We start from the raw sequence: 21,526 nt of genomic DNA, 5'->3' as shown, positions 1-21,526 counted from the left end.
CTCGCCCCGGTGCCTCTTGGCGGCCTCGTGGTGGGGGGGGCCCCGCGGGGGGGGGGGGGGGGGGGGGCGGGGGGCCCCGCCACGGCCGATGGAGATGGACTACCAGATGAACCATGCCTGCCGGTTGACCCGGCGGCCGGTGACCCGGCGCAGCAACTTCCTCACGGAGCTCACCTCCTTTCCTGACGACCGAGGGTGGTCAGGTCTGATGCGGGATCCGGCGCAGCTGGAACGGGGGAGGGGTGATGATGCCCGCGACGTGGGGCTGCCCGTGACCGCCGCGTACCTCGAGGCGGGCGCCGTCGGTCACGGCGGCGAGCAGGTCGGAGGCCAGGTTGCGGGCGACGACGGCGCCGGCGCAGGTGAACGGGCCCCCGCCGAAGGGCAGGTAGGGCCCACGGGGACCGGGGCCGTCCCATCTGCCGGGCCGGAAGCGGGTGGCCTGCGGCCAGTGCCGTTCGTCGCGGTGCAGGAGGTAGGCGCAGACCGACACGCTTTCCCCCGGTTCCAGCCGTACGCCGCCGACCTGGTGGGCGCGGAGTACGGGGCGGCCCATCAGCCAGGCCACCGGCCACAGCCGCAGCGACTCCCGTACGGCCGAGTCCGCGGGCACGGTCGCCAGGTCGACGCCGTCGGTCGCGGCCGCCAGCAACGCCCAGGCGACCACGTGGCTCACGGGCGCCACCGAGGTTCGGAACAGCAGCAGGTACACCTGGGCGAGCTGGGCGGCAGGCGTATCGGGCGGGGCGGCCTCGAGCGTGGCGTCCAGCAGGTCGCCGGGCAGGTCGCGCCGCGGACCGGCCCGCCGCGCGAGCACCTCGACGGCGAGTGCCCGCACCACGCGCACCCACAGCGCCCGCCGCATCGCGCTCGCCAGCCGGCCGCTGGGGCGGATCAGGACATCGTTCCGCACCACCTGCGCCATCAGCTCCCGCAAGGGCGGCGGACTGTCCGGCCGCAGCAGCGCCTCGGCCAGGAACCGGTACGCGGCGGCGCGCCCGGCCGAGGGCCACTCGCTGACCTCCCCGAGTTCGGCCACCACGGCGGGCAGCCGCTCGCGATGCGCGGCCAGATGGGCGCGTAACGTCGCGCGGGCCGCCCGCCCGATCGCGACCTGCGTCTCCCGCGGCTCCAGCCGGCCGCCGCGGACGTGGAAGAAGTCGGACACCTCGTCGTAGTGGCCTTCCTCGTCCTGCAGCACCCGCAGGGCCTCCGCCGGGTCGGCCACGCACAGCGAACCGTCGTCGGGCAGCCGGAACACCGGGCCCCGCTCGCGGGCCGCGTGCTCGACGAACCCCAGCGGGTCCCGCCGGTACCACCGCGCCGCCCCGCCCGGCCACGGCCGCGTCGCGCCGGGAGCGGCCCGATCCGGTCCTCCGACCGTCGTCATTCCCACCTGCCCCATTTCGGGTGTACGCGCACGCCCGCCGGTACGTGGTCGACACCAAATCAGGAATAGTGCCGGTTAATAAGTTAACGCCGAGGAGTATCGCCATTGAATTTACAGAATTGGTGGAATCTCGGCAATGAATGCGTTGCGTCGTAATGGCATTGCTGACCGTATGCGCCGTGCATGAACTGGGCTACTTCGATGTCAAAAGGAAGCTCGCGCTACATATCCGAGAGCGTGAAATGGCATTTCAAAGGCGAGGGCCGCCCGGAGCCCGCGACCCCGCGCCGGGATCGCGGCGTCGCGGGCTCGGGCCTCCGGGCGCCCCGCGACGTGCGGCGCCGCCATCGAGGTCCCCTTGTGCGCGACGTAGCCCCCGCCGAGCTGGGCGGCCACGATGTCGGTTCCGGGTGCGGAGATGTCCGGTTTGACCGCATGGTCGAACGAGCGCGGGCCCCGGCTGGAGAAGTCGGTCGTCACGCCCCACCGCCCCCCACGGTGAGCGCCGCGTCCGCGCTGCCCGGCGAGTTCACGGTGCCGGGCGCGCGGTCGTTGCCCGCGGCGATCACGAATGATCGGGATGTCGGGGCGGTCGGCGTCGCCGTACCGGGAGGAGAGCAGCCCGGTCACGCCGAAGAGCCGCTCGTCGAGGACGCCGCGCGCGATGAGCGGGGCGGCGTCGGAGGGGATGACGATCAGGTGGCCGGCACGTTCGCGGATCGTGAAGCGCACACGCCTGCCCTGTGCGGGCTCGACGCGATGGCCTGAGGCGCTCACCACGACCCTGGTCCCCGGTCAGCAGCGTCACCGTTCCCGCGGCCGGGGGAGGCGCTCTGGGGATCGGGGGCACGCCTAAGAGCGGCGGCGAGAGCAGAACCTTGATCATACGCACGCCTTTCTGCAGCGTGGGGGCGGGCCGCTCGGGGTGCTACGAGCGGCCCGCCGTCACCGTCCGGTCAGATGATCTTGCGGTAGATCCGGGACGCGATCGCCTGGGCCGCACTCTCCCTGCCGAACTCCCGGTAGACCCGCGACGTGATCTCCACGGCCTTGGGCGAGTAGGCGGGGTAGAAGGCCTTCCCGCACTCCAGGTCCTTCAGCGCCGCCTTGATCTCCTTGTCCAGGTACGGCTTGGCCTCCGCCGGCTTCAGGTTCGGCCGGAAGATGACGGTCTTGCCCTTCGGGGCCTTGGGCAGTTCGCCCTTCCAGGCCTTCCTGGCGACCTCCGAGGCCTGCCGCACGATCTTCGTGTGGCTCAGGCCGTCCAGCGCGGTCGGCCTGGTCTCGCCGACCCCCAGGCACGTGGCGAACTGCTTGCCCAGCCGCACGAGCTCCTTGTCCTGGTCGAGGATGCTCAGCGACTTTTGCACCGCCGCTTCGAGCTGGTCGTAGTAGTCCTCCTGGGAGGTGACGGTCTTGCCCAGCACCTCCTTGACCGTCTGGGAGAAGCAGACGTCGTCGGCGGCGCGCCACTTCTTCAGCTCGGCGTCCGAGAGGGACATGAGGGTCTTGTTGTTCGGGTTGTCCGGCGAGGTGGGGTTGACCACCTCGTCCTTCGGATAGACGTTCGGGGACCAGACGCCGAAGCCGTACCTGGCCCGGTACGTCCGCAGCGCCTTGAGGTCGCCCGCGAGCCGTTCCCGCTCCCCGGGCTGCCACTGGCGCTCGGGCGCGAGCGCGGCCACGTAGGCGAGGTCCTGCCCGGTCATGCAGGCGACGCGCTTGTCCTCCATCTGCCGCTGCTTGTCGTACGCGGCGTCGTCCCCGGGCGGTGTGGCGAGAGCGCCGAACGAACCGGCGAGCAGGGTGGCCGCGACGGCCTTGGCGATGAACATGGGTGTACTCCTTCGTCGAAATGTGGGCATGCGAAACTGAACTCCCGGCCGAAAAGGCCGGATCAGGGGGAAGGTCTCAGCAGGGGATCTTCATGCGGGACGCCTTCGGCGACACCTCGGGCAGGCCGGGGACGAGATCGACGGCGAGCACGGCGACGCCGTTCACCGAGCCCTTCTTCTCGAAGTACTCGCCCTCGGGCAGCTTCACCTTCTTGGCCTCGGTGACCACCGTGCGCTCGCCCAGGTAGCGATAGGTCTGCCGGTCGAAGATCAGCTCGGACCGGGTGCCGTTGCCCTCGTCCATGGCGACGGACAGCCCGGGGCGGCCGGAGACGTCCACGGCGTCGCCGATGAGCACGATGCCGTCCAGCCCGGCGGCCACCTGGTAGAGCGCGGCGCCCAGGCTGGGCCGCACCACGGACTCGCGGATCAGGCTCTGGAGGGAGGTCCAGATGCGCAGCGGCTCCTCGCCCGTGTCGGCCACGATCTTCGCGCGCACCTGGGCGGGGTCCGTCGGCCAGGCGCCCAGCCGGGCGTAGGCCGGTTGGCCGGGGCAGCCCGACGACTCGGAGAGGATGTCCTCGACGCCGCGGTCCCAGAACTTCCGGGGAGCCGGTCCCGTGGCCGACAGGGCCTGCCGGCGGCTCAGCCAGGGCTTGCCCACGTCGGCGGCCTCCCAGCGCTCCTCGTTGACCATCACCTTGGTGTACTGCGTCGTGCCCGCCTTGTCCTTGGTGTACAGGCTTTGCCGGGCGAGCGTCTTGGTGTGGACGTACTGACCTCGGGACGGCACCGTGTCACCCTGGTCGGCGGCGGCCCGCGCGGCCAGGGTGAGCAGCGCCTTGGCGTCGGCCGGAGGCGCGGCGAGCAGGTTTCCGGGGGTGTGCGGGGCGGAGCCTCCCAGGCCCACCTCGGTGACGAGGATGCCGGCGGTGAGCGTCACCGCCATCGCGCCGACCAGGATCACGCGCCGGGCCGGCAGCGCGGTGGCCCACCTGCGGCGCAAACGGCCGAGCTGGGACGCCTGCGCCTGCCGGGCCTGCCGGAGGAAGCGGTCCCGCCCCGCCGCGGCGGCCCGCGGCGTGGGGTCCGGCTCCGTGAACACGGCCTCGATCAGCTTGAGCTCGTCCATCACCACTCCTTCATCGGGTTGACGTCGCCCAGGGCGGTACGCAGCTTCTTCCTCGCCCTGTTGATCCGGGACCCGACGGTCCCGACCGGTATGTCCAGCGCCGTGGCGATCTCCTCGTAGCCGAGCCCGCCGAACACGAGCAGGAACACCGCGTCGCGATCGCCCTTCGCGAGCCCTTTCAGCCCGCGCACGAGCTCCGGCCTGCTGGCCTCCGCCGCGAGCTGTGAGGTCACCCGGTCCTCGTGCCCGTCGGCGGAGTCCTCGGCCGGAACCTTGCTGAGGGCGTTCAGGCGGCGGCCTTCTCTGCGGCGGTGCCGGGCCACGACATTCGTCGCGATGCCGTATAACCACGACCGCACGGTGCCTCGGTCGGAGTCGAAACCGCCTCTGCCGTTGAACGCGATCAGGAAGGCGTCCGCGACCATGTCCTCGACGTGTTCGCTGCCGAGCCGGGCGGCCAGATATCGGTAGAGCTCATGGAAATAGCGGTCGTACAGGAGGGCGAAAAGGTCAGGGTTGTCCATCGACCGCTCGACCACGGTGACGTCTTCCATCACGTCACTGGCGTCAGGTGGTGCAGCCATGGCGTCCTTTCGGAGGGAACTGTCACCCCGGAGTTCGCCGCTCAGCCGTTTTTCTTCACGGCCGTGTTTCAGCCCAGGTCGAGGCGGGCGAGTTCGGTGCGGGTGGTGACGCCGAGCTTGGGGAAGGCGCGGTAGAGGTGGTGGCTGACGGTCTTGGGGCTGAGGAACAGCTGGGCGGCGATCTCCCGGTTGGTGACACCCGTGGCGGCCAGGCGTACCACCTGGAGTTCCTGGGGTGAGAGCGAGGCGGCCAGGTCGGGAGCGCCCTGGGCGACGGTCTCGCCCGCCGCGCGCAGCTCGGCGCGCGCCCGTTCGGCCCACGGCGTGGCGCCGACGCGTTCGAAGGTCTCCAGCGCCGAGCGCAGGCGGGTCCTGGACTCGGTCTTGCGGCGGGCGCGGCGCAGCCACTCGCCGTAGAGCAGGTCGGTGCGGGCCCGTTCGTACGGGCGGTTCGCGTCGGCGTGCGATCGTACGGCCTGCTCCCAATGCCGCTCCGCCTCCGCGTCGTCGGTGGCGAGCAGGGCCCGGCAGCGGTGCAGCACGGCCTCCGCCCACGGATGGCGGGCGGCGGCGGCCCAGGACTCGAAGCGGGCCAGCGGTTGCGCGGCGCGGGCGGGCAGGCCCAGCCGTACGGCGGCCTCGATCTGGTCGGGAGCGAAGTAGACGGGCATGATCTGGTGCCGGAGCGGCCCCCGGGCGGCGGCGTCGAAGCGCTCCAGCGCGGCCTCGAAGCGGCCCTGACCGAGGTCCAGCAGGCCGAGCGCCCACTCGGCCCAGCCCACGATCGTCGCCACCGGATGGGCGCTGACGTGCGCGATCGTGCGCTCGGCGAGCTCGCGGCAGTCCTGCTCCCGGCCCTGGACGGCGGCCACCATGGCCATGACGCTCTCGAAGTGCGCGATGCGGTGCGTCTGGCCGATGTCGGTGGCGAGCCGGCGCCCCTCGGTCGCGGTCGTGACGGCGTCGCGGAAGCGCCCGAGGTACATCTGGTGGATCGCCAGCACCGCCTGGGCGAGCGGCAGCAGCCCGATCATGCCGTCGGCCCGGCACTCCTCGATCGCCGCGTGGGCGATGGCGAGCCCGTTGTCGAAGTCGCCCGAGATCCCGGCCAGCGAGCAGATGCTGATCCGCAGGGTCGTCATGCCGGAGGGGATCGCCGCGGCCAGGTCGATGAGCTCGCGGAACGGCGGCAGCGCCCGGTCCAGGTCGCCGGCCAGGAAATCGGCCATCGCGTGGGCCGCCCGGACGAACCCGTCGAGCCCGTCCTCCGGCGTCAGCGGCAGGCCGGCCAGCCCCGCCGAGGACTCGGCGACGGCCGCCGGATCGCTCAGGTACCACGCGTTGCGCACCGCGTCGAGCAGGAGGAGCGCCGAGCCCCTGCGGTCGAGGCCGGCGATGGCGGCGGCGCCGTCGACGAGGATCCGGTGGGCTTCCTGCACCGCGCCCCGGTCGAACGCGATCCGGCCGCGCAGCCCCGCCAGCCGGGCGAGGGTCAGCGGGTCGTCGCCCAGCCGCCGGGCCTGATCGGCCAGGACCTGCGCGTGCTCCAGGGCGCCGGCGTCCGCGGCGGCCTCGGCCGACAGGGCCAGCCGCCGGGCACGTTCGGCCAGGCCGGGGGTGAGCCGGGCCGCCCGCTCCAGGGCCGCGGCGGCCGCGGCGTGGCCCGCGCGTTCGCGGGCGCGGCCGGCCGCCTGTTCGAGCGCGGCGGCGATCGGCTCGTCGCGGCCGGTCACGGCGGCGGCCAGGTGCCAGGCGCGGCGGTCGGCGTCCTGCTCGTCGTCGAGCACGCCGGCGAGGGCGCGGTGCACGGCCAGGCGCTCGTCGTAGGCCGCCCGCCGAGCCGCCGCCGTACGCATCAGCGGGTGGCCGAAGGACAGCCGCCCGCCGGAGATGGACAGGAAACCGGCGCGCTCGGCCGGCCCCAGGGCGGCGGCGTCGACCCCCAGCCTCCCGGCCGCGCGCACGACCACGTCGAGATCCCCGGCGTCGTCAAGGGCGGCGACCATCAGCATCGTCTGGCTGTCCGGCGGCAGGACGGCGATCCGCGCCTCGTACGCCTCCTGGATCCGGCGCGGCAGCGGCAGCGGCTCCGGCGCGTGGTGCGGCGAATCGGGCATCCGGGGCAACTCGATCAGGGCGAGCGGGTTGCCGCCGCTCTCGGCGAGGATCCTCTCCCGTACGTTGGGGCCCAGGCCGGGCGTGTGCTCGCGCAGCAGATCGTCGGCGGCCTGCCGGTCGAGGCCTTCGAGCCGCAATTCGGGCACTCCGGGCGCGTGGAAGGCGTCCCTGGCCGCGAACAGCAGGGCGATGCCCTCCGAGTGCAGCCGCCGGGCCGCGAACAGCAGCGCCTCGGCCGACGACCGGTCCATCCACTGGGCGTCGTCGACCAGGCAGAGCAGCGGGCCGTCCTCGGCCAGTTCGGTGAGCAGCGACAGGGCGGCCAGGCCGATGAGGAAGCGGTCCTCCGGCGCGGTGGCGAGGCCGAACGCGCCTTCGAGCGCCCTGGCCTGCGGCGCCGGAAGCCTGCCGATCCGGTCGAGCGCCGGGTGGAGCAGCAGGTGGAGCGCCGCGAAGGGCAGCTCGGCCTCGGTCTCGATGCCGGTGCCGCGCAGCGGACGCATGCCCTCCGCCGACCGGGCGGCGTGGTCGAGGAGCGCGGACTTGCCGATCCCGGGCTCGCCCCGCAGGATCAGGCTCCCGCTCCGGCCGCCCCTGGCCTGCGCGATCAGAGCGTCGATCCGCGCCTGCTCCCTCTCCCGTCCCCACAGCACCATCAGAATGTAGCGCCCCCCGACACCAGACAATCGTCCGATACCGGGCAGACGCTCTCCCTCCCTAACGTCGTACACGCCACGTAAGGAGAGACATGGATTTCTTACTTTTCTTGCTGCTGTTCGTCGTGCTGTGCGGGTGGCTCGACCGCTGGGCCACCCGAACCCCCGAGCCGGTCTCCAAGGAGGGACGCTGAATGTTCGTCGGACACTTCGGTCTGGCCGCCGCCGTCAAGGCCACCCAGCCCCGCGTCCCGCTGTGGTCGCTCATGCTCGCCACGCACTTCCTCGAGGTCATCTTCGTGATCCTGTTCCTGGCGGGCGGGATCGAGTCCTTCCAGGCCGTCGCCCCGGGCACCTACGGCGAGGCGCTGATCGACGCGCAGTACTCGCACTCACTGCTCGGCGCGTTGCTGCTGTCGGCGCTGTACGGCGGCTTCGGAGCCTGGCGGTGGGGCCGCACGGCCGGGTGGGTGCTGGGCGCGGTGACGTTCAGCCACTGGCCGCTCGACCTGCTCGTCCACCGGGCCGACCTGCCGTTGCTGCCCGGCAACGCCGGTGACCTGCCGTTGCTCGGCTTCGGACTGTGGCAGATCCCCTGGCTCACGGCCGTCGTCGAGGGGGTTCTCGTGGTGGTCGGCGCGGTTCTGTACTTCCGCTCGGTACGGGAGCGTGCCACGGTCACCTGGCGGGCGATGGTCTCCGGCGGTGCGATGGCCCTGCTGCTCGCGCTGGGGCTGATCGTGGACATCGTCAGTTAGGAAGGTGGCGACATGTTCGTTGACGTTCCGGGCGGTCGCCTGGCCTACGACAGTGCCGGCGAAGGGCCGCTCGTCGTGTGCGTACCCGGTCTGGGGGACACCCGCGAGGCCTACCGGTTCCTGCGCCCGCCGCTGGTGGAGGCGGGGTACCGGGTGGTGACGGCGGACCTGCGCGGCCACGGGGAGTCCTCGGCGGGCTGGGACGACTACTCCCAGTCCGCGGTGGGCGGCGACATCGTGGCCCTGCTGGAGGAGCTGGACGCGCCCGGCGCCGTCCTGCTCGGCAACTCCTACGCGGCGGGCGGCGTCGTCCGCGCCGCCGCGGAGGCGCCCGAGCGGGTGGCCGGGATCGTTGCGATCGACGGCTTCATCAGAGCCGTCCCCCTCAACGTCGCCGTCCGCGCGCTGGTCCGGCTGATCGCCGCCTCCCCGCGGCTGTGGAGCCTCTACTACGCCATGGCGCACCGTACGGCCAGGCCCGCCGACCTGGCCGGACACCGCGCCGAACTGGTGGCCATGCTGCGCGACCCGAAACGGCGCGAGGCGATGCGCGCCATGCTCCTCGACCGCGAACCGGACGCCGAGCGGGTCATCGCCCAGGTACGCTGCCCGGCCCTGGTCCTCATGGGCGCCAAGGACCCCGACTTCCCCGACCCGGCGGCCGAGGCGCGGACCCAGGCGTCGCTGCTGCGCGGGCAGGCCGTCGTGATCGACGGCGCGGGCCACTACCCGATGTCGGAGTATCCCGAGCGTACGGCCGAGGCGCTGCTGCCCTTCCTGAAGAACGCGTTCTGACGGTGCTCATCCCGCCCTCCGCAGCCAGAGCGTGTGCGCGGCCCAGGCCGACGCCGCGCCCACCGCGTACCAGAAGAGGTCGGGCGGGTTGAACGTGCTGCCCAGCAGCGGCCGCAGCACGGCCGGGATCTCCCCGAGCTGGGCGAACTCGATCGCCCAGCTCGCCCCCACCGCCGGCACCGCCGCCACCCAGGGGCGCACCTGGGGGAGGACCAGCACCACGAGCGTGTAGATCAACACGGTGTAGAGGGCGTCGCCCGCGTACTTCGACACCGGGCCGTCGAAGAACGCGCGCACCCCCAATCCGGCCGCGACGGTCAGGACGGCTGCGCAGAGAGCGACTAGGCGGGGCATCGGATCACGTTATCGACGTATGGTGACTCACTGCGACATGGGTGCGGTCGCTTGCGGCAGTGCGTTGCGGCGGATCACATCGGCGTACCAGTGGCCGCTGTTCTTGATCGTGCGGTGCTGGGTGGTGTAGTCGACGTGGACGAGGCCGAAGCGACGGGAGTATCCCCACCCCCATTCGAAGTTGTCCATGAGGGACCACGCGAAGTAGCCCTGGAGCGGCACGCCGGCGCGGATCGCTTCCAGGCAGGCGTGCAGGTGCTGCGCGTAGTAGTCGATACGGTCCTGGTCGCGCACTCCGCCATCGGCGTCGACCGTGTCGGGGTAGGCGGCGCCGTTCTCGGTGACGTAGAGCGGAATCGGTCCGTAGTCCTCGGTGACGCGGCGCAGCAGCGCGGTGAGTCCGGCCGGGTCGACCTCCCAGTCCATGTGGGTGACCGGGAAGCCGCGGCGGATGAAGCTGACGTCCTCACAACCCGGCCAGGCCGCGCCGGCGCTGGGCTGACCGTCGGCGGACGCCGCGACCACGAGGGGGTTGTAGTAGTTGAGGCCGAGGAAGTCGATCGGCGCGGCGATGGTCGCCAGGTCGCCCGGGTGGATGAAGGACAAGTCGGTCAGGTGGGCGACGTCGTCGGAGACGTCGGCCGGGTATTCGGCACGCAGCAGCGGATCGAGGAAGATCCGGTTGCCGATGCCGTCGACGCGGCGCAGCGCCTCACGGTCGGCCGGGTTGTCCGAGTACGCGATGAGCGACTGCACGTTGAGCGTGGTGCCGATGACCGCGGCCGGGTCGGCGGTCCGGATCGCCCGGGCGGCCAGACCGTGACCGAGCAGCAGGTGATGAGATGCGGCCAGCGCGGCGGCGCCGTCGCTGCAGCCGGGCGCGTGCCGGCCGTCAGCATAGCCGAGGAAGGCGGCGCACCACGGTTCGTTGAGCGTGATCCAGTGGCGGACGCGGTCGCCCAGCGCTCCGTGGACGAGTGCGGCGTATTCGGCGAAGCGAGCGGCGGTGTCCCGGGCGGGCCACCCTCCGGCGTCCTCGAGTTCCTGCGGCAGGTCCCAGTGGTAGAGCGTGACCCACGGCTCGATCCCCCGGTCCAGCAGCTCGTCGGTGAGCCGCCGGTAGAAGTCGAGCCCGCGCTGGTTGGCCCGACCCCGGCCGCCGGGCTGGACCCGGGGCCAGGAGACGGAGAACCGGTACGCGTTCAGGCCCAGCCGGGCCATGAGGGCGACGTCGCCGGCGTACCGGTGGTAGTGGTCGCAAGCGACGTCGCCGGTGTCCCCGTCGAGCACGCGTCCCGGGGTGTGGCTGAAGGTGTCCCAGATCGAGGCGGTGCGGCCGTCCTCGGCGACGGCGCCTTCGACCTGGTACGCCGCCGTCGCGGCACCCCAGAGGAAGCCTTGGGGGAAGGGAAGTGCGGACACGGAGGGCCTCTCGGGTGAGGACGGCGCCGGCCGGGTGACCGGCGCCGTCGCGCGGGTCAGGACAGCGTCAGTTCCAGGTAGGGGTGGTTGTCGGCCGCTTCCTTGCTGGAGAAGGAGGTGAACGGCCCGTACGCCGTGGCGGTGGACGTGATCGCGAGGCTGGCGTCCTGCCCGGCGGCGAGCTGGGCCTGGACGAACGCGGTCACGTCCACGGTGTGCCAGGACGCGGTGGTGTCGAGCGTGAACGTGCCGAGACCGGCGCCCAGCGACGGCCGGGTGTTCCAGGTCAGCGTGGCTTCGCTCCAGGTCGCGTCGGTGACCGCGTGGACGGCGTCGGTCGCGCCCGCGGCGTCGCTGGTCGAGCCGTAGACGTGCAGGGTGGCCGAGACGACCGTGCCGTGCGCCGCGGTCAGCGGGAAAGTCAGGTACGCGACCCGGTCGAACCCGCTGCCGAGGCTGGGATTGTTGCGTACTTCGAGGACGGAGCCCGTGCCGAAGGTGGTGGCGGCGTAGGTGCCGTCGCGGACGAACCCGTCGGCCACGGGTTCGATGTGCGACGGGTCGACCACCGACACCGGCACCCGGACGACCTTCATCATGGGTGGGCGAATGACCAGCGCGCCGACTTTCGCGCTGCCACCGCCGGCGGCGGTGACCAGGCCGGAGCCGTCCACCGTGGCCACGGCCGGATGGCTGCTGGTCCAGGTGATGGTCGCCGTGGACAGATCGGCCGGACTGCCGTCGGTCTGCTTGCCGGTCAGGCTCAGCCGCAGGGTGTCGCCGATCGACAGGGCCGGCGGGCCGGCCGGGGACGCGGTCACGGTCCCGAGAACGACCGGCCGGGGTGCCGCGTCCGCCTCGGCGTCGGACTTTCCGGCGTAGACCCGGATCTCCGTGACGCTGTTGTAGCTGCTGACGGAGTTTCCGTGGCCGACCAGCCGGACGTGGCGGGCCGGCCGCGCCGTGAAGGAGAAGACTTCGGCGTCGTCGGACGTGCCGGCGGAGACGGCTCGCGTGAGCGCCGCGTTCCAGGTGGTGCCGTCGGTGGAGGTGAGGACGTCGAAGGTGGACGTTCGCGCGTGCCCGTTGAAGAACGCGACGGCGACGGCGCCGACGGTGCGCTTGGCGCCGAGGTCGAGCGTGAGTGTCTGCCCGTCGCCCGCCGCGGCCCAGCGGCTGCCCATGTTGCCGTCGACGGCGTCGGCCGCGGGGCTGCCCTCGTCCGCGCTGGCGGTGACCGACGCGACGGGCAGTGCGGTGGCGGTCTTTCCCGCCTGCCGGAAGTGCACCTGGTAGGCAGGGCCGTAGACCTTCTTGCGGTTGGCGTCGAGCCGGAAGGTCGTCACGGTGGCCGTGCCCGGGATCGCGGTCGCCCGGGTGACGGTCGCGTAGGTGCCGCTCGGTGTCAGGGGGACGACCTTGGGCGCGGTGGCGGTGTTCGCGGGCAGGGTGATGTCGTAGCGGTAACGCCGCGGATCGAATCCGGCCAGGTGGTCGGCGCCGATCATGATGTCGGTCAGGGCCGTCGGGCCGGTCGCGCCCGGCGTCCAGGAGGCCAGCGGGGTTACCGCCAGGGTGTCGGTGGGCGGCTTCTGCCCCGCGGCGAGGGGAACCATCCGCATCGCCACCGTGGTGGTCCCGGCCGCGGTCAGCTGGATCGCGAGGGTTCGTGAGCCGGGCTGGCGGCTCTGGCCGGTGGGGTCGGGGCTGTCCGGCAAGGGCCGGGAGTCCCCGATGAGCAGCCGCCCATCGGTGGTGAGCAGTTGGACCCAGAGCCGCTGTCCGCCGCGGTAGAGGGTGGCCGACCGTCCGTCGGCGGCCACCACGACGTCGGCGCGGGTGTGCAGGAACGACCAGTAGCCGATCGGTTCGCTCGTCTTCACCTCGTCCTGGAGCAGCACCTGCCGCCGGTCGTCGAACAGTTGCAGGCCGCGCTGGGCGCGTTGCACCCGGCCGCCGTAGACGCCGGTGAGGTCGGTGATCTCGTACCACTTCTGGGGCGTCGAGCTGACGGTGGTGATCGGAGCGCCGGCGGTCAGCGCGGTGGAGGGGGTGGGCCCGGTGCCGAGCCGCATCGTGTTCTGGCCCTCGGGACGGGTCGCGTAGTAGTCCCATCGGCCGCCGGTGTCCTTGGTCCAGTCGAAGTACCCCGGCAGGCTGTAGCTGTCGAGGCCGAGGTCGTCGAACCAGCGCACGCCCGCGGCGTCGAGGACGAAGTCTCCGGCGTCGAGGTTCTCGTGGGCGGCGATCTGGTCGTACCCGGCGCGCATGCCCTTGGCGGCGACGGAGACGGCGTAGGGGTCGTCCCAGGCGCTGCGGGCGGTGGCGATCTCGACGCCGTCGAAGAAGGCGTCGGTAGCCGCCGGATGGCCGGCGCCGCCGCCGTCGGCCGGGTCGTACCAGAGGATGTCCATCGGGCTGGCCGAGCGGTCGGCGAGCCGCGCCTGCCAGGCCATGTAGTACGGCTTGCCGTAGCGGGTGGCGAGCCACATCATGAACGGCGCCTGCCAGGTCGGGGTGACCGCGCCGAGCAGGTCGGTTCCGCCGTCGCCGTAGTTGAAGGTCAGGCCGGTCGCGCCGGTCACGTGGATGCCGTAGTCGCCGGTGCCGGCGAGGCCGGGCAGGTCGGACAGGCCGAAGTCGGTGCCGGTCGCGGTCTTCATGGCGGCGAGGTAGAGGACGAGGTACTCGGTGGCGTACTGCCAGTACTGCGGGCTCTCGCCGCTGGCGCCGTCCGGGCCGTAGCCGCTGATCCCGTTCTGGATCGACGTGATGCTCGCCTTGAGCACCTGGTCGACGACGCCGCGCTCGTCGGCGGTCAGGCCCGGGTCGTCGCCGATGGCCAGCGCCCCGAGCGCGACCGCGTTGCAGACGAGGTTCCAGTTGTGGTTCTGGGTGTAGAAGCTGGTGGCGTACCCGTAGCGGACGAGGGCCGGCCGCAGGGCCTTGGTGACGATGGCGGAGCGGATCGTGGCCTTGTCACTCGCCGACAGATAGTCGTAGAGCCAGTCGTAGCCGATCGCGACGCTGTTGGACAGCTCTCCGACCTCCAGGAACTGGTCCTTGTCCCAGGCCGGGGCGGAGGAGAGGGCGACGAGTTCGCGCGCCGCGCGTTCGGCGTACCGGGTCTCGCCGGTGATCCGGTAGACGAGGGCGAGGGCGTAGACGCGGCGTTTCGCCTCGTCGATGGCGGAGGCCGACAGGGCGGTCGGCGGCGAGGTGGCGAGGACGCCGTCCGCGCCGGCCTTGACCTGGGCATACCAGGCCTTGAGCCGGGAGTCGGTGCCGATGCGCCGGGCGGCGGCGGAGAACGTCTGCGCGGTCGCCAGGAGCCGCGGGTGCTCCGGCGTCAGCAGCGCGACGACGCTGGCCGGCGGCTGGACGGGATCGGCGTGCGCGGGCGTGTCCACCGCCGCCAGGGTCGTCAACGTGGCGAGGGTCAGGACGAGGGCGGCGGCGCCCGCGCGGAGCCGGGCGGCGGTTGTGCTCAAGGACGGCATGGCACAGCCTTTTCTCTTCGATGGAGTTGTCCCCATGCGTCTGCGGTGGGTCAGTGGTTGGCCGCGTGCTGCTCGGCGAGTTCCTTGGCGATCGCGTCGCCACCCTGGGACTTCCACTGCGAGACGGCCCCGCTCCAGTCCGACACCGGGCGCTTGCCCGTGATGATCGCGTTGGTCACGTCGGTGATCTGCTGGTTGAGCTTCGTGCCCTGCGCGGCCTGGGTCGGCGAGACCAGGCCGTAGGACGGGTCGCCGACGCCGATGGGGACGATCTCCTGCTGGGCCTGGTAGCTGCGGCGGGTGGCGTCGGCGTTGCCGGGCAGGTAGAGCACATACGGAGCGGCCGCGATGTACTGCAGGGGCAGGTTCGTCTTGTTCTCGCCGCCGGTGGTGGCCAGCGCGGTGGGCAACGGGTCGCCGTCGGCACCGGTGGTGAAGTGCACCCCGGCGACACCGTAGTTGATCAGCTCGTACTCCTTGCTGCCGAACGGCGCGGCCAGGAAGTTCAGCACTCGCAGCAGCATCTTGATGCGCTCCGGCGACGCCTTCTTCAGGGCGGTGAAGCCGCCGCGGCCGCTGTTGGAGAACACCCCGTTGCCCAGCCACGGAGTCGGGTTGTCGCCGTACGGGCGGACGAAGTCGACCGTGAAGGCGTCGCCGACCCCGGAGACCATTCCCGGGTAGCCGCCGATGCCGCCGCCCAGGGTCAGCGTCGTGCCGTTCATGAAGAACGTGTTCGCCTGGGTCGCCTGGGTGCTCAGCAGGTCCGGGTAGAAGTAGCCCTTGGCGTACCAGTCGCGCAGCCGCTGCAGCACCTCCGGGTAGACCGGGTTCTCGTAACGGCTGGTGAACGCGCCGTCGGCGAGCACCCAGTTGCTGGGGACACCGGCCGCGCCGAGGTGGATGTTCTCGCTGAAGTTGTTGCCGCCCAGCGGGAACTGCTTGGCGGTGGCGAGCTTGGCCAAGCCCTCGGCGAACTGGGCCGTGGAGACGCCGAGCCCCATCTTGATGCCGGCGGCCTCGAGCTTCTCCCTGTTGCTGAACATCACGCCGGCGAGCTGGGGCCGGGGCACCGGGACGCCGTACAGGCGGCCGCCGATTCGGCCGACGTTCTGCCATGAGATCGTCGGCAGGTTGGCCAGGTTCGGGTAGTCCTTGATCGCGTCACCGGAGATGTACTCGGTCAGATCGGCACACTTGGCCTGGGTGAACTGCAGCGCGTTGGACATCGCCAGGTCGATGGTGGCGATGATGTCGGGCAGGTCGCCGCCGGCCATCATGGTGGCGTACTTGGCGTTGAGATCGGCCGCCGGGACGAGGGTGAGGCGCAGGTCCACCCCGAGTGCCTCGTTGATCGCGGTCCACAGCTTGTTGCTCGCGGCCGGGGACGGCGCGGTGCCGTAGGTGATGACCATGCAGGTGACGACCGAGCCGTCGCCCGGCTTGCCGTCGACGGTCTGGGCCAGTTTCTGCGGATAGGTCAGGAAGGCGTCCTGGACACCTTGGGCGGTGCCAGGCAGGTCCGGCTTCACCAGGTTGATCGGGGTGTAGGTGGGGAGCGGGGCGAGACCCTTGCCCGCGTTGCCCACCGATGTGGCCGAGCCGTCGCCGCAGGCGGCGAGGCCGGGTACGGCGGAGGCGAGCGCGACGCCGCCGGTCAGTCTGAGCAGCGATCTCCGGGTGATGTCCATGGCAAGCGCTTTCCCTTCCGGGTGGGTTGTGCGGTCCGCGCTGGGCGCGGAAGGTGTGCAGGGGGTGGGCCGTCAGGCGAGGTCAGCCCTTGATCGCGCCGGTGAGCACGCCTTTGGTGAAGAAGCGCTGCACGAGCGGATAGACCGCGAGAATCGGCAGCACCGCGACCACGACGGTGGCCATGGTCGTGGTCTGTGGGGCGACACTGGCCCCGGCTCCGGCCGCGATCGACGTGTCGGGGTTGGCCCCGAGCATGACGATCTGCCGCAGCATGGGCTGCAGCGGCCAGGTGGACTGGTCGTCGAGGTAGAGCATGGCGTTGAAGAAGCTGTTCCAGTAGCCGACCGCGTAGTAGAAGCCGACCACCGCGATGATCGCCTTGGACAGCGGAAGTACGACGTGCCACAGCACGCGGCCGTCGCCGGCGCCGTCGATGCGGGCGCTCTCCGACAGCTGGGCCGGCAGGCCCTGGAAGTAGCCCCGCATGATGACCAGGTTGAAGGAGCTGATGAGCACCGGGGCGATCAGCGCCGCGTAGTGGTTGCGCAGGTCCAGGTTGCTGACGACCAGGAAGCTGGGGATGATCGCCGGCGGGAACAGGAAGGTGAGCAGGACGCCCAGCATGATCGGCTTGCCGCCGAAGACGTTCGGCCGGGCCAGCGCGTACGCCATCAGCACGGTGGCGGTGAGGCTCACCGCGGTGCCCACGATCGTGACCACGGCGGAGACGAGCACCGCGTGCGAGATCACCCCGGAACCGAACAGCCGCCGGTACGCGTCCAGCGTCACCTGCTCGGGCCAGATCGACCAGCCGCCGTTGCGGATCACCTGCAGGTCAGGCGACAGGCTGGTGGCGACGACCACCCAGAACGGGATGATCACCAGCGCCACCGTGATCATCACCGCGACGGCCTTCGCCGCCTTGGTGCTCGGCCGGGGCGGCTCCATCCAGACCGGACGTGTCATCGGTAGACTCCTTCCTCGCCAAGCCGGTGCGCGACCTTGTTGGCCACGACGATCAGGACCAGGCCGACGAGGCCCTTGAAGATGCCGGCCAGGGCGGCCGGTCCCCAGCTGCCGTTGACCACCCCGTGGTAGTAGGTGTAGGTGTCCAGGACCTCCGCGACCCCGGGCGAGAACCCGTCGCGCTGCAGCAGGACCTGGTCGAAGCCGACGCTCAGGATGTCGCCCAGCCGCAGGATCAGCAGCAGGACGAGGACGGGTCGCAGGGACGGCAGGGTCACGTGCCACAGCCGCCGGCCCCACCCCGCGCCGTCGATCGCGGATGCCTCGTAAAGTTGATCGTCCACGTTGTGCAGGGCGGCCAGCACGATGATCGTGCCCCAGCCGCAGTCCTTCCAGATCAGTTCGGCGATCATCAGCGGCTTGAACAACGACGGCTCGCTGAAGACGTTGACCAGGTGGTAGCCGTTGTCGGCGAACAGCCCGTTGAGCACGCCCGCCGCACCGAGCAGTTGCTGGAACAGCGCGACGACGATCACCCATGAGATGAAATGGGGCAGGTAGACGATGCTCTGGACCGCCTTGCGCACCCACCCTCGGGTCAGGCTGTGCAGCAGCAGCGCCAGGGCCACCGGCACCGGGAAATAGAAGATCAGCTGCAGCGTGGCGAGGCTGATGGTGTTGACCGCCGCCTGCCAGAAGTCGGGGTCGGCGAACAGTGCCCGGAAGTTGTCCAGGCCTACCCAGGGGCTGTTGGCGATGCCCGCGAACGGCAGGTAGTCCTGGAAGACGATGACGTTGCCCAGCAGGGCGACGTAGTGGAACACCAGGAAGTACAGCACTCCCGGTGCCATCATGAGCAGCAATAAGCGACTGCGGCGCAGCCGCTGCCGCCGGCCGCCGCGCCGGCGCGCGGACTCGGCCGCGCTGGTGGGCGGATCGTCCGTCCGCCGGTCAGCGAGGGTGACGGCCACGTTGCCTCCTGGAAACAGCTACGTAATGGCGCTTGGTCCTCGGCACGTTAAAAGGGTTTCACTCGTACGTCAAGACCCACACTTCGCAAACAGGCAGATAGGGTCTCTCCTCTGGACCGGCCGCGAGGGCACGGGCTAGGCTCTGGAGTAAACCCTTTTAACAACGCGTGGAACCGCGCACGGAGGTAGAGAACGGCATGGAGAACAGGCGGGCGAGCATCCGCGACGTGGCGGCCCGGGCGGGCGTCTCGGTGTCCACCGTGTCACGCATCCTCAACGGCAGTTATCCGCCGGCGCCGGAAACGCGCGACAAGGTCATGCGCGCGGTCCGCGACCTCGCCTACGTCGCCAATCCGCACGCCCGCGCACTGATCCACCAGGAGACCGGCACGATCGCCATCGTGGTCCGGATGCTCGACGACGGCTTTCTCATGAGCCTGGTCCAGAGCATCGCCAACACCCTCGCCGACGCCGGGCGGTTCTGCCTGATCGGCACCACCGGCGGCGACCCCGATCGCGAGCTGCAGGTGCTGCGGCAGATGAGCGCCCAGCACGCGCAGGCCATCGTCCTCATCGGCGCCGTCACAGAAAGCCCGGAATACGTGCGCGAGACCAGCGCCTTCGCCGGCTCGCTCGCGCAGACCGGCTCACGTCTGGTGCTGTGCGCCCGCCCCCCGCTCGGCCCGGACGTACCCGCCGGCGTGGTCGAGTACGACAACGAGGGCGGTGCGTACGCCGCGACCAGTCACCTGCTGTCGCGCGGCCACCGCCGCATCCTGCTCCTGAGCGGCCAGCAGGACCACAGCACCACGGTGCGGCGGCGGGACGGATACCGCCGTGCCCTGGCCGACCTCGGCGGCGACCTCGACCCCCGGCTGGAGGCGGGCCCCGCGTGGAGCCGCGAGACCGGCTACGCCCGCATGCGCGACATTCTGCGGGCGGGGCCGCCGGACTTCACCGCCGTGTTCGCCCACACCGACCACGTCGCGAGCGGTGTCCTGCAAGCCCTGCGGGAGGCAGGGCTGCGCACGCCCGAGGACATCTCGGTCGTGGGGTTCGACGACGCCACCTTCGCCGCCGATCTCGGACTGACCACCGTGCACATTCCCGCCCGGGAGCTGGGCCGGCTCGCCGCCACGATGGCGATGGCGCCGGACACCGTCGACCCGCGGGTCGTGCTCGGCACTCACGTCGTCGTACGGGACAGCGTCGCGATCGCAGCCACCACCGAATAGGAGCATGATGACCCGCCGGCCCGTGACAGCACTGGTCATGTCCGAACCCACCATCCGCCAGCTTTTCGACGACGCACGATTCGAGCGACTACACAGCCTCGCCCGGCTCGACCGCCCCGAAGCGCTGACCGAGCTCGGCTCACCGTCAAGCCGCGCCCGGCTCCGCGACATCGAAGTCATGATCACAGGTTGGGGCTGTCCGCTCCTGACCGGCGAGGTCCTCGATGCCGCTCCCCGGCTGCGCGCCGTGCTGCACGCGGCCGGCACCGTGAAGACGCATCTGACCGACGCCTCCTGCTGGGAACGCGGAATCCTCGTCACCTCCGCGGCCAACGCCAACGCGGTGCCCGTCGCGGAGTACACCCTCGCCGCGATCCTGCACAGCGGCAAACGCGTGAGCGCCTTCGCCGAGGCGTACCGGCGGCGGGGCGCCGACTCCGCGTGGCGGGAACGGGTGAGCGCCGGGTCGAACTACGGCGGCGTCGTCGGCATCGTCGGCCTGTCGCACACCGGCCGGCGGGTGGCACGCCTGCTGCAGGCCTTCGACCGCACCGTGCTCGTGAGCGACCCCTACGCCACCGAGGCGGACGCCGAGGACCTCGGCACGACCCTCGTGCCACTGCCCGACCTGCTGCGCCGCAGCGACATCGTGACCCTGCACGCGCCGTCACTGCCCGAGACCCGCAACCTGCTGGACGCCGACCGCCTCGCTCTGCTTCCCGACCACGCCACGGTCATCAACACCGCCCGAGGCAGCCTGATCGACACCGACGCGCTCACCGCCGAATGCGTGAGCGGGCGGCTCAGCGCGATCCTCGACGTCACCGACCCCGAACCGCTGCCGGTCGACTCACCGCTGTTCGGGCTGCCCAACGTGCAGCTCACGCCGCACATCGCCGGAGCCATGGGCACGGAGGTCCATCGCCTCGCCGAGGCTGCCCTCGACGAACTCGAGCGGTACGCGAAGGGGCTGCCTCCGGCATACCCGATCCACATGCGCGACCTCGCCCGCATCGCCTAGAAACCCCGGTACGGACATTCTCGCGTGACAACGCCCTTCCGCGCCGGCCGGCCGGTGTCCGTACCGGAACCGGGCTCTCTTCCCGCGGCCCGGTCAGCCGGCCAGCGCCGCGGCGATCCGGTCCTCCGCCCAGGGCACCATGAGGAAGCCGCGTTTGACCGTCAGCACCTGCACGCCCGCCGTCCACGACTGGATGCCGGGCACGGAGGCCAGCGTGCGCGAGGTGAAGTGGTGGATGTCGGCCGTGGTCGGCACGATCACCTCGCAGATCAGCGACGTCTGGCCCAGCAGGGAGGCGATCATCCGCACGCCGCGCTCGTTCGCGAGCCGCTCGGCGACGGCGTCCTGCATGCTGGGCTCGACCGACAGCCAGAAGAGCAGCTCCGCCTCGTAACCGAGCGCGGCGGCCGGGATGAACGTGGCCGTGATGGCGCAGCCGCGCTCGACCATGGCCTCGAAGCGCCGCCTGGCCGTGCTCTCGCTGATGCCCAGCCGGTTGCCGACCGACTGGAAGCTGGCCCGCCCGTCCTCGCGCATCGCCGCCAGCACGGCGCGGTCGACGTCGTCGAGGTGCCCGCGCTCGCACGTGTGCAGGGGCGGCTCCAGCGCGAACGGCGCCGCCTGCTCCCCGACCACGGGGACGCTCCAGTCGTAGCTGCGCTTGTAGGTGTGCAGCACGAGGTCGGCGACGCTCTGCTGGGTGCCGGGGATGGCGTGCACGACGTCGACCAGCATCGAGTACAGGTCGCGGTCCTTGGGCGCGACGAGCTCGAAGACGATGTCGTAGCCGCCGGTGACGATGGAGACGTACCGGATGTCGGGGTTCTTGGCCAGCAGCCCGGCGACCCTGAGCTGGCTGCCGGGCGCGCACGACAGCCGGACGATGAACACGTGCACGGGCCCGTCGTGCTCCAGGTGCGGCAGCACCGCCACGCGGGCCAGGCCCGCGGCGAACAGGTGCTGGGCCCGGCGCGCCACCGTGCTGGTGGAGATGCCCAGCAACTGGGCGATGTCGGTCCAGCTCGCCCTGCCGTTCACGTGGAGCGCGGCGAGGATCTTCCGGTCGAGGTCGTCGAGATCTTCCATCGGGGGCATCA

The 21,526-nt window shown here is 71.4% G+C and carries 17 protein-coding genes; 4 read left to right on the top strand and 13 right to left on the bottom strand.

Translation table 11 applies throughout. The features are described from left to right. Window positions 1–199 precede the first annotated feature (199 nt). From ACWDRB_RS61555 to ACWDRB_RS61530, 6 genes are all read right to left on the bottom strand, one after another. Window positions 200–1,390 (bottom strand): cytochrome P450, encoded by a 1,191-nt coding sequence (locus ACWDRB_RS61555; RefSeq protein WP_449911102.1) that lies wholly within the window; start codon window positions 1,388–1,390, stop codon window positions 200–202. Window positions 1,391–1,594: 204 nt separating this feature from the next. Next, window positions 1,595–2,122 (bottom strand): S8 family serine peptidase, encoded by a 528-nt coding sequence (locus ACWDRB_RS61550; RefSeq protein ID WP_449911101.1) that lies wholly within the window; start codon window positions 2,120–2,122, stop codon window positions 1,595–1,597. 224 nt (window positions 2,123–2,346) lie between these two features. Then, the gene (locus ACWDRB_RS61545) at window positions 2,347–3,225 is read right to left on the bottom strand and encodes a hypothetical protein (protein ID WP_449911099.1); all 879 of its coding nucleotides are present in this window, start codon (window positions 3,223–3,225) and stop codon (window positions 2,347–2,349) included. A gap of 76 nt (window positions 3,226–3,301) precedes the next feature. Continuing rightward, window positions 3,302–4,357, bottom strand: a complete 1,056-nt coding sequence (locus ACWDRB_RS61540) for a CU044_5270 family protein (RefSeq protein WP_449911097.1) — start codon at window positions 4,355–4,357, stop codon at window positions 3,302–3,304. Next, window positions 4,357–4,941, bottom strand: coding sequence for an RNA polymerase sigma factor (locus ACWDRB_RS61535; protein WP_363968096.1), 585 nt, complete (start codon window positions 4,939–4,941; stop codon window positions 4,357–4,359). The genes ACWDRB_RS61540 and ACWDRB_RS61535 overlap by 1 nt, the downstream gene beginning before the upstream one ends. A 68-nt stretch (window positions 4,942–5,009) precedes the next feature. Continuing rightward, window positions 5,010–7,715: a helix-turn-helix transcriptional regulator gene (locus ACWDRB_RS61530; RefSeq protein WP_449911095.1), complete on the bottom strand. Its 2,706-nt coding sequence runs from the start codon at window positions 7,713–7,715 to the stop codon at window positions 5,010–5,012. A 194-nt stretch (window positions 7,716–7,909) separates the two neighbouring features. Between ACWDRB_RS61530 and ACWDRB_RS61525 the strand changes: the two genes are divergently transcribed. Further along, window positions 7,910–8,473 (top strand): permease, encoded by a 564-nt coding sequence (locus tag ACWDRB_RS61525; RefSeq protein WP_449911093.1) that lies wholly within the window; start codon window positions 7,910–7,912, stop codon window positions 8,471–8,473. A gap of 12 nt (window positions 8,474–8,485) precedes the next feature. Then, complete coding sequence (locus ACWDRB_RS61520) at window positions 8,486–9,268, top strand: alpha/beta fold hydrolase (RefSeq protein ID WP_449911091.1); 783 nt, start codon at window positions 8,486–8,488, stop codon at window positions 9,266–9,268. Between the two features lie 6 nt (window positions 9,269–9,274). Here the strand turns inward: ACWDRB_RS61520 and ACWDRB_RS61515 are convergent, their stop codons facing one another. The 6 genes from ACWDRB_RS61515 to ACWDRB_RS61490 form a co-directional block, all read right to left on the bottom strand. Then, window positions 9,275–9,622: a ribosomal maturation YjgA family protein gene (locus ACWDRB_RS61515; RefSeq protein WP_449911089.1), complete on the bottom strand. Its 348-nt coding sequence runs from the start codon at window positions 9,620–9,622 to the stop codon at window positions 9,275–9,277. Window positions 9,623–9,649: 27 nt separating this feature from the next. Continuing rightward, window positions 9,650–11,044 carry a GH1 family beta-glucosidase gene (locus tag ACWDRB_RS61510; protein ID WP_449911087.1) on the bottom strand — a complete coding sequence of 465 codons (1,395 nt, stop codon included), beginning with the start codon at window positions 11,042–11,044 and terminating at the stop codon, window positions 9,650–9,652. A 56-nt stretch (window positions 11,045–11,100) separates the two neighbouring features. Continuing rightward, complete coding sequence (locus ACWDRB_RS61505; RefSeq protein WP_449911085.1) at window positions 11,101–14,535, bottom strand: CBM96 family carbohydrate-binding protein; 3,435 nt, start codon at window positions 14,533–14,535, stop codon at window positions 11,101–11,103. A gap of 59 nt (window positions 14,536–14,594) precedes the next feature. Continuing rightward, complete coding sequence (locus ACWDRB_RS61500) at window positions 14,595–16,235, bottom strand: extracellular solute-binding protein (RefSeq protein ID WP_449911083.1); 1,641 nt, start codon at window positions 16,233–16,235, stop codon at window positions 14,595–14,597. Window positions 16,236–16,317: 82 nt separating this feature from the next. Beyond that, window positions 16,318–17,202 carry a carbohydrate ABC transporter permease gene (locus tag ACWDRB_RS61495; RefSeq protein ID WP_449911081.1) on the bottom strand — a complete coding sequence of 295 codons (885 nt, stop codon included), beginning with the start codon at window positions 17,200–17,202 and terminating at the stop codon, window positions 16,318–16,320. Next, the gene (locus ACWDRB_RS61490) at window positions 17,199–18,173 is read right to left on the bottom strand and encodes an ABC transporter permease (protein ID WP_350741167.1); all 975 of its coding nucleotides are present in this window, start codon (window positions 18,171–18,173) and stop codon (window positions 17,199–17,201) included. The genes ACWDRB_RS61495 and ACWDRB_RS61490 overlap by 4 nt, the downstream gene beginning before the upstream one ends. 197 nt (window positions 18,174–18,370) lie before the next feature. Here ACWDRB_RS61490 and ACWDRB_RS61485 point away from each other — a divergent pair, with 197 nt between their 5' ends. Both ACWDRB_RS61485 and ACWDRB_RS61480 read left to right on the top strand, forming a co-directional pair. Continuing rightward, window positions 18,371–19,408, top strand: coding sequence for a LacI family DNA-binding transcriptional regulator (locus tag ACWDRB_RS61485; protein WP_449911079.1), 1,038 nt, complete (start codon window positions 18,371–18,373; stop codon window positions 19,406–19,408). A 37-nt stretch (window positions 19,409–19,445) separates the two neighbouring features. Then, a complete protein-coding gene (locus ACWDRB_RS61480) occupies window positions 19,446–20,429 on the top strand; it encodes a hydroxyacid dehydrogenase (protein WP_449911077.1) in 984 nt (327 codons plus the stop codon). A 93-nt stretch (window positions 20,430–20,522) separates the two neighbouring features. Here ACWDRB_RS61480 and ACWDRB_RS61475 read toward each other — a convergent pair whose 3' ends face one another. Then, window positions 20,523–21,515, bottom strand: a complete 993-nt coding sequence (locus ACWDRB_RS61475; protein WP_355197038.1) for an Lrp/AsnC family transcriptional regulator — start codon at window positions 21,513–21,515, stop codon at window positions 20,523–20,525. Window positions 21,516–21,526 lie beyond the last annotated feature (11 nt).

The organism is Nonomuraea sp. NPDC003707 (assembly GCF_053587055.1).
This window is presented reverse-complemented; position numbering and strand designations above follow the sequence as displayed.

Coding starts and splice junctions, on each gene's coding strand:
- ACWDRB_RS61555 (WP_449911102.1), bottom strand. CDS start 1,390: ATGACGACGGTCGGAGGACCGGATCGGGCCGCTCCCGGCGCGACGCGG.
- ACWDRB_RS61495 (WP_449911081.1), bottom strand. CDS start 17,202: ATGACACGTCCGGTCTGGATGGAGCCGCCCCGGCCGAGCACCAAGGCG.
- ACWDRB_RS61545 (WP_449911099.1), bottom strand. CDS start 3,225: ATGTTCATCGCCAAGGCCGTCGCGGCCACCCTGCTCGCCGGTTCGTTC.
- ACWDRB_RS61500 (WP_449911083.1), bottom strand. CDS start 16,235: ATGGACATCACCCGGAGATCGCTGCTCAGACTGACCGGCGGCGTCGCG.
- ACWDRB_RS61540 (WP_449911097.1), bottom strand. CDS start 4,357: ATGGACGAGCTCAAGCTGATCGAGGCCGTGTTCACGGAGCCGGACCCC.
- ACWDRB_RS61475 (WP_355197038.1), bottom strand. CDS start 21,515: ATGGAAGATCTCGACGACCTCGACCGGAAGATCCTCGCCGCGCTCCAC.
- ACWDRB_RS61480 (WP_449911077.1), top strand. CDS start 19,446: ATGTCCGAACCCACCATCCGCCAGCTTTTCGACGACGCACGATTCGAG.
- ACWDRB_RS61520 (WP_449911091.1), top strand. CDS start 8,486: ATGTTCGTTGACGTTCCGGGCGGTCGCCTGGCCTACGACAGTGCCGGC.
- ACWDRB_RS61535 (WP_363968096.1), bottom strand. CDS start 4,941: ATGGCTGCACCACCTGACGCCAGTGACGTGATGGAAGACGTCACCGTG.
- ACWDRB_RS61485 (WP_449911079.1), top strand. CDS start 18,371: ATGGAGAACAGGCGGGCGAGCATCCGCGACGTGGCGGCCCGGGCGGGC.
- ACWDRB_RS61525 (WP_449911093.1), top strand. CDS start 7,910: ATGTTCGTCGGACACTTCGGTCTGGCCGCCGCCGTCAAGGCCACCCAG.
- ACWDRB_RS61515 (WP_449911089.1), bottom strand. CDS start 9,622: ATGCCCCGCCTAGTCGCTCTCTGCGCAGCCGTCCTGACCGTCGCGGCC.
- ACWDRB_RS61530 (WP_449911095.1), bottom strand. CDS start 7,715: ATGGTGCTGTGGGGACGGGAGAGGGAGCAGGCGCGGATCGACGCTCTG.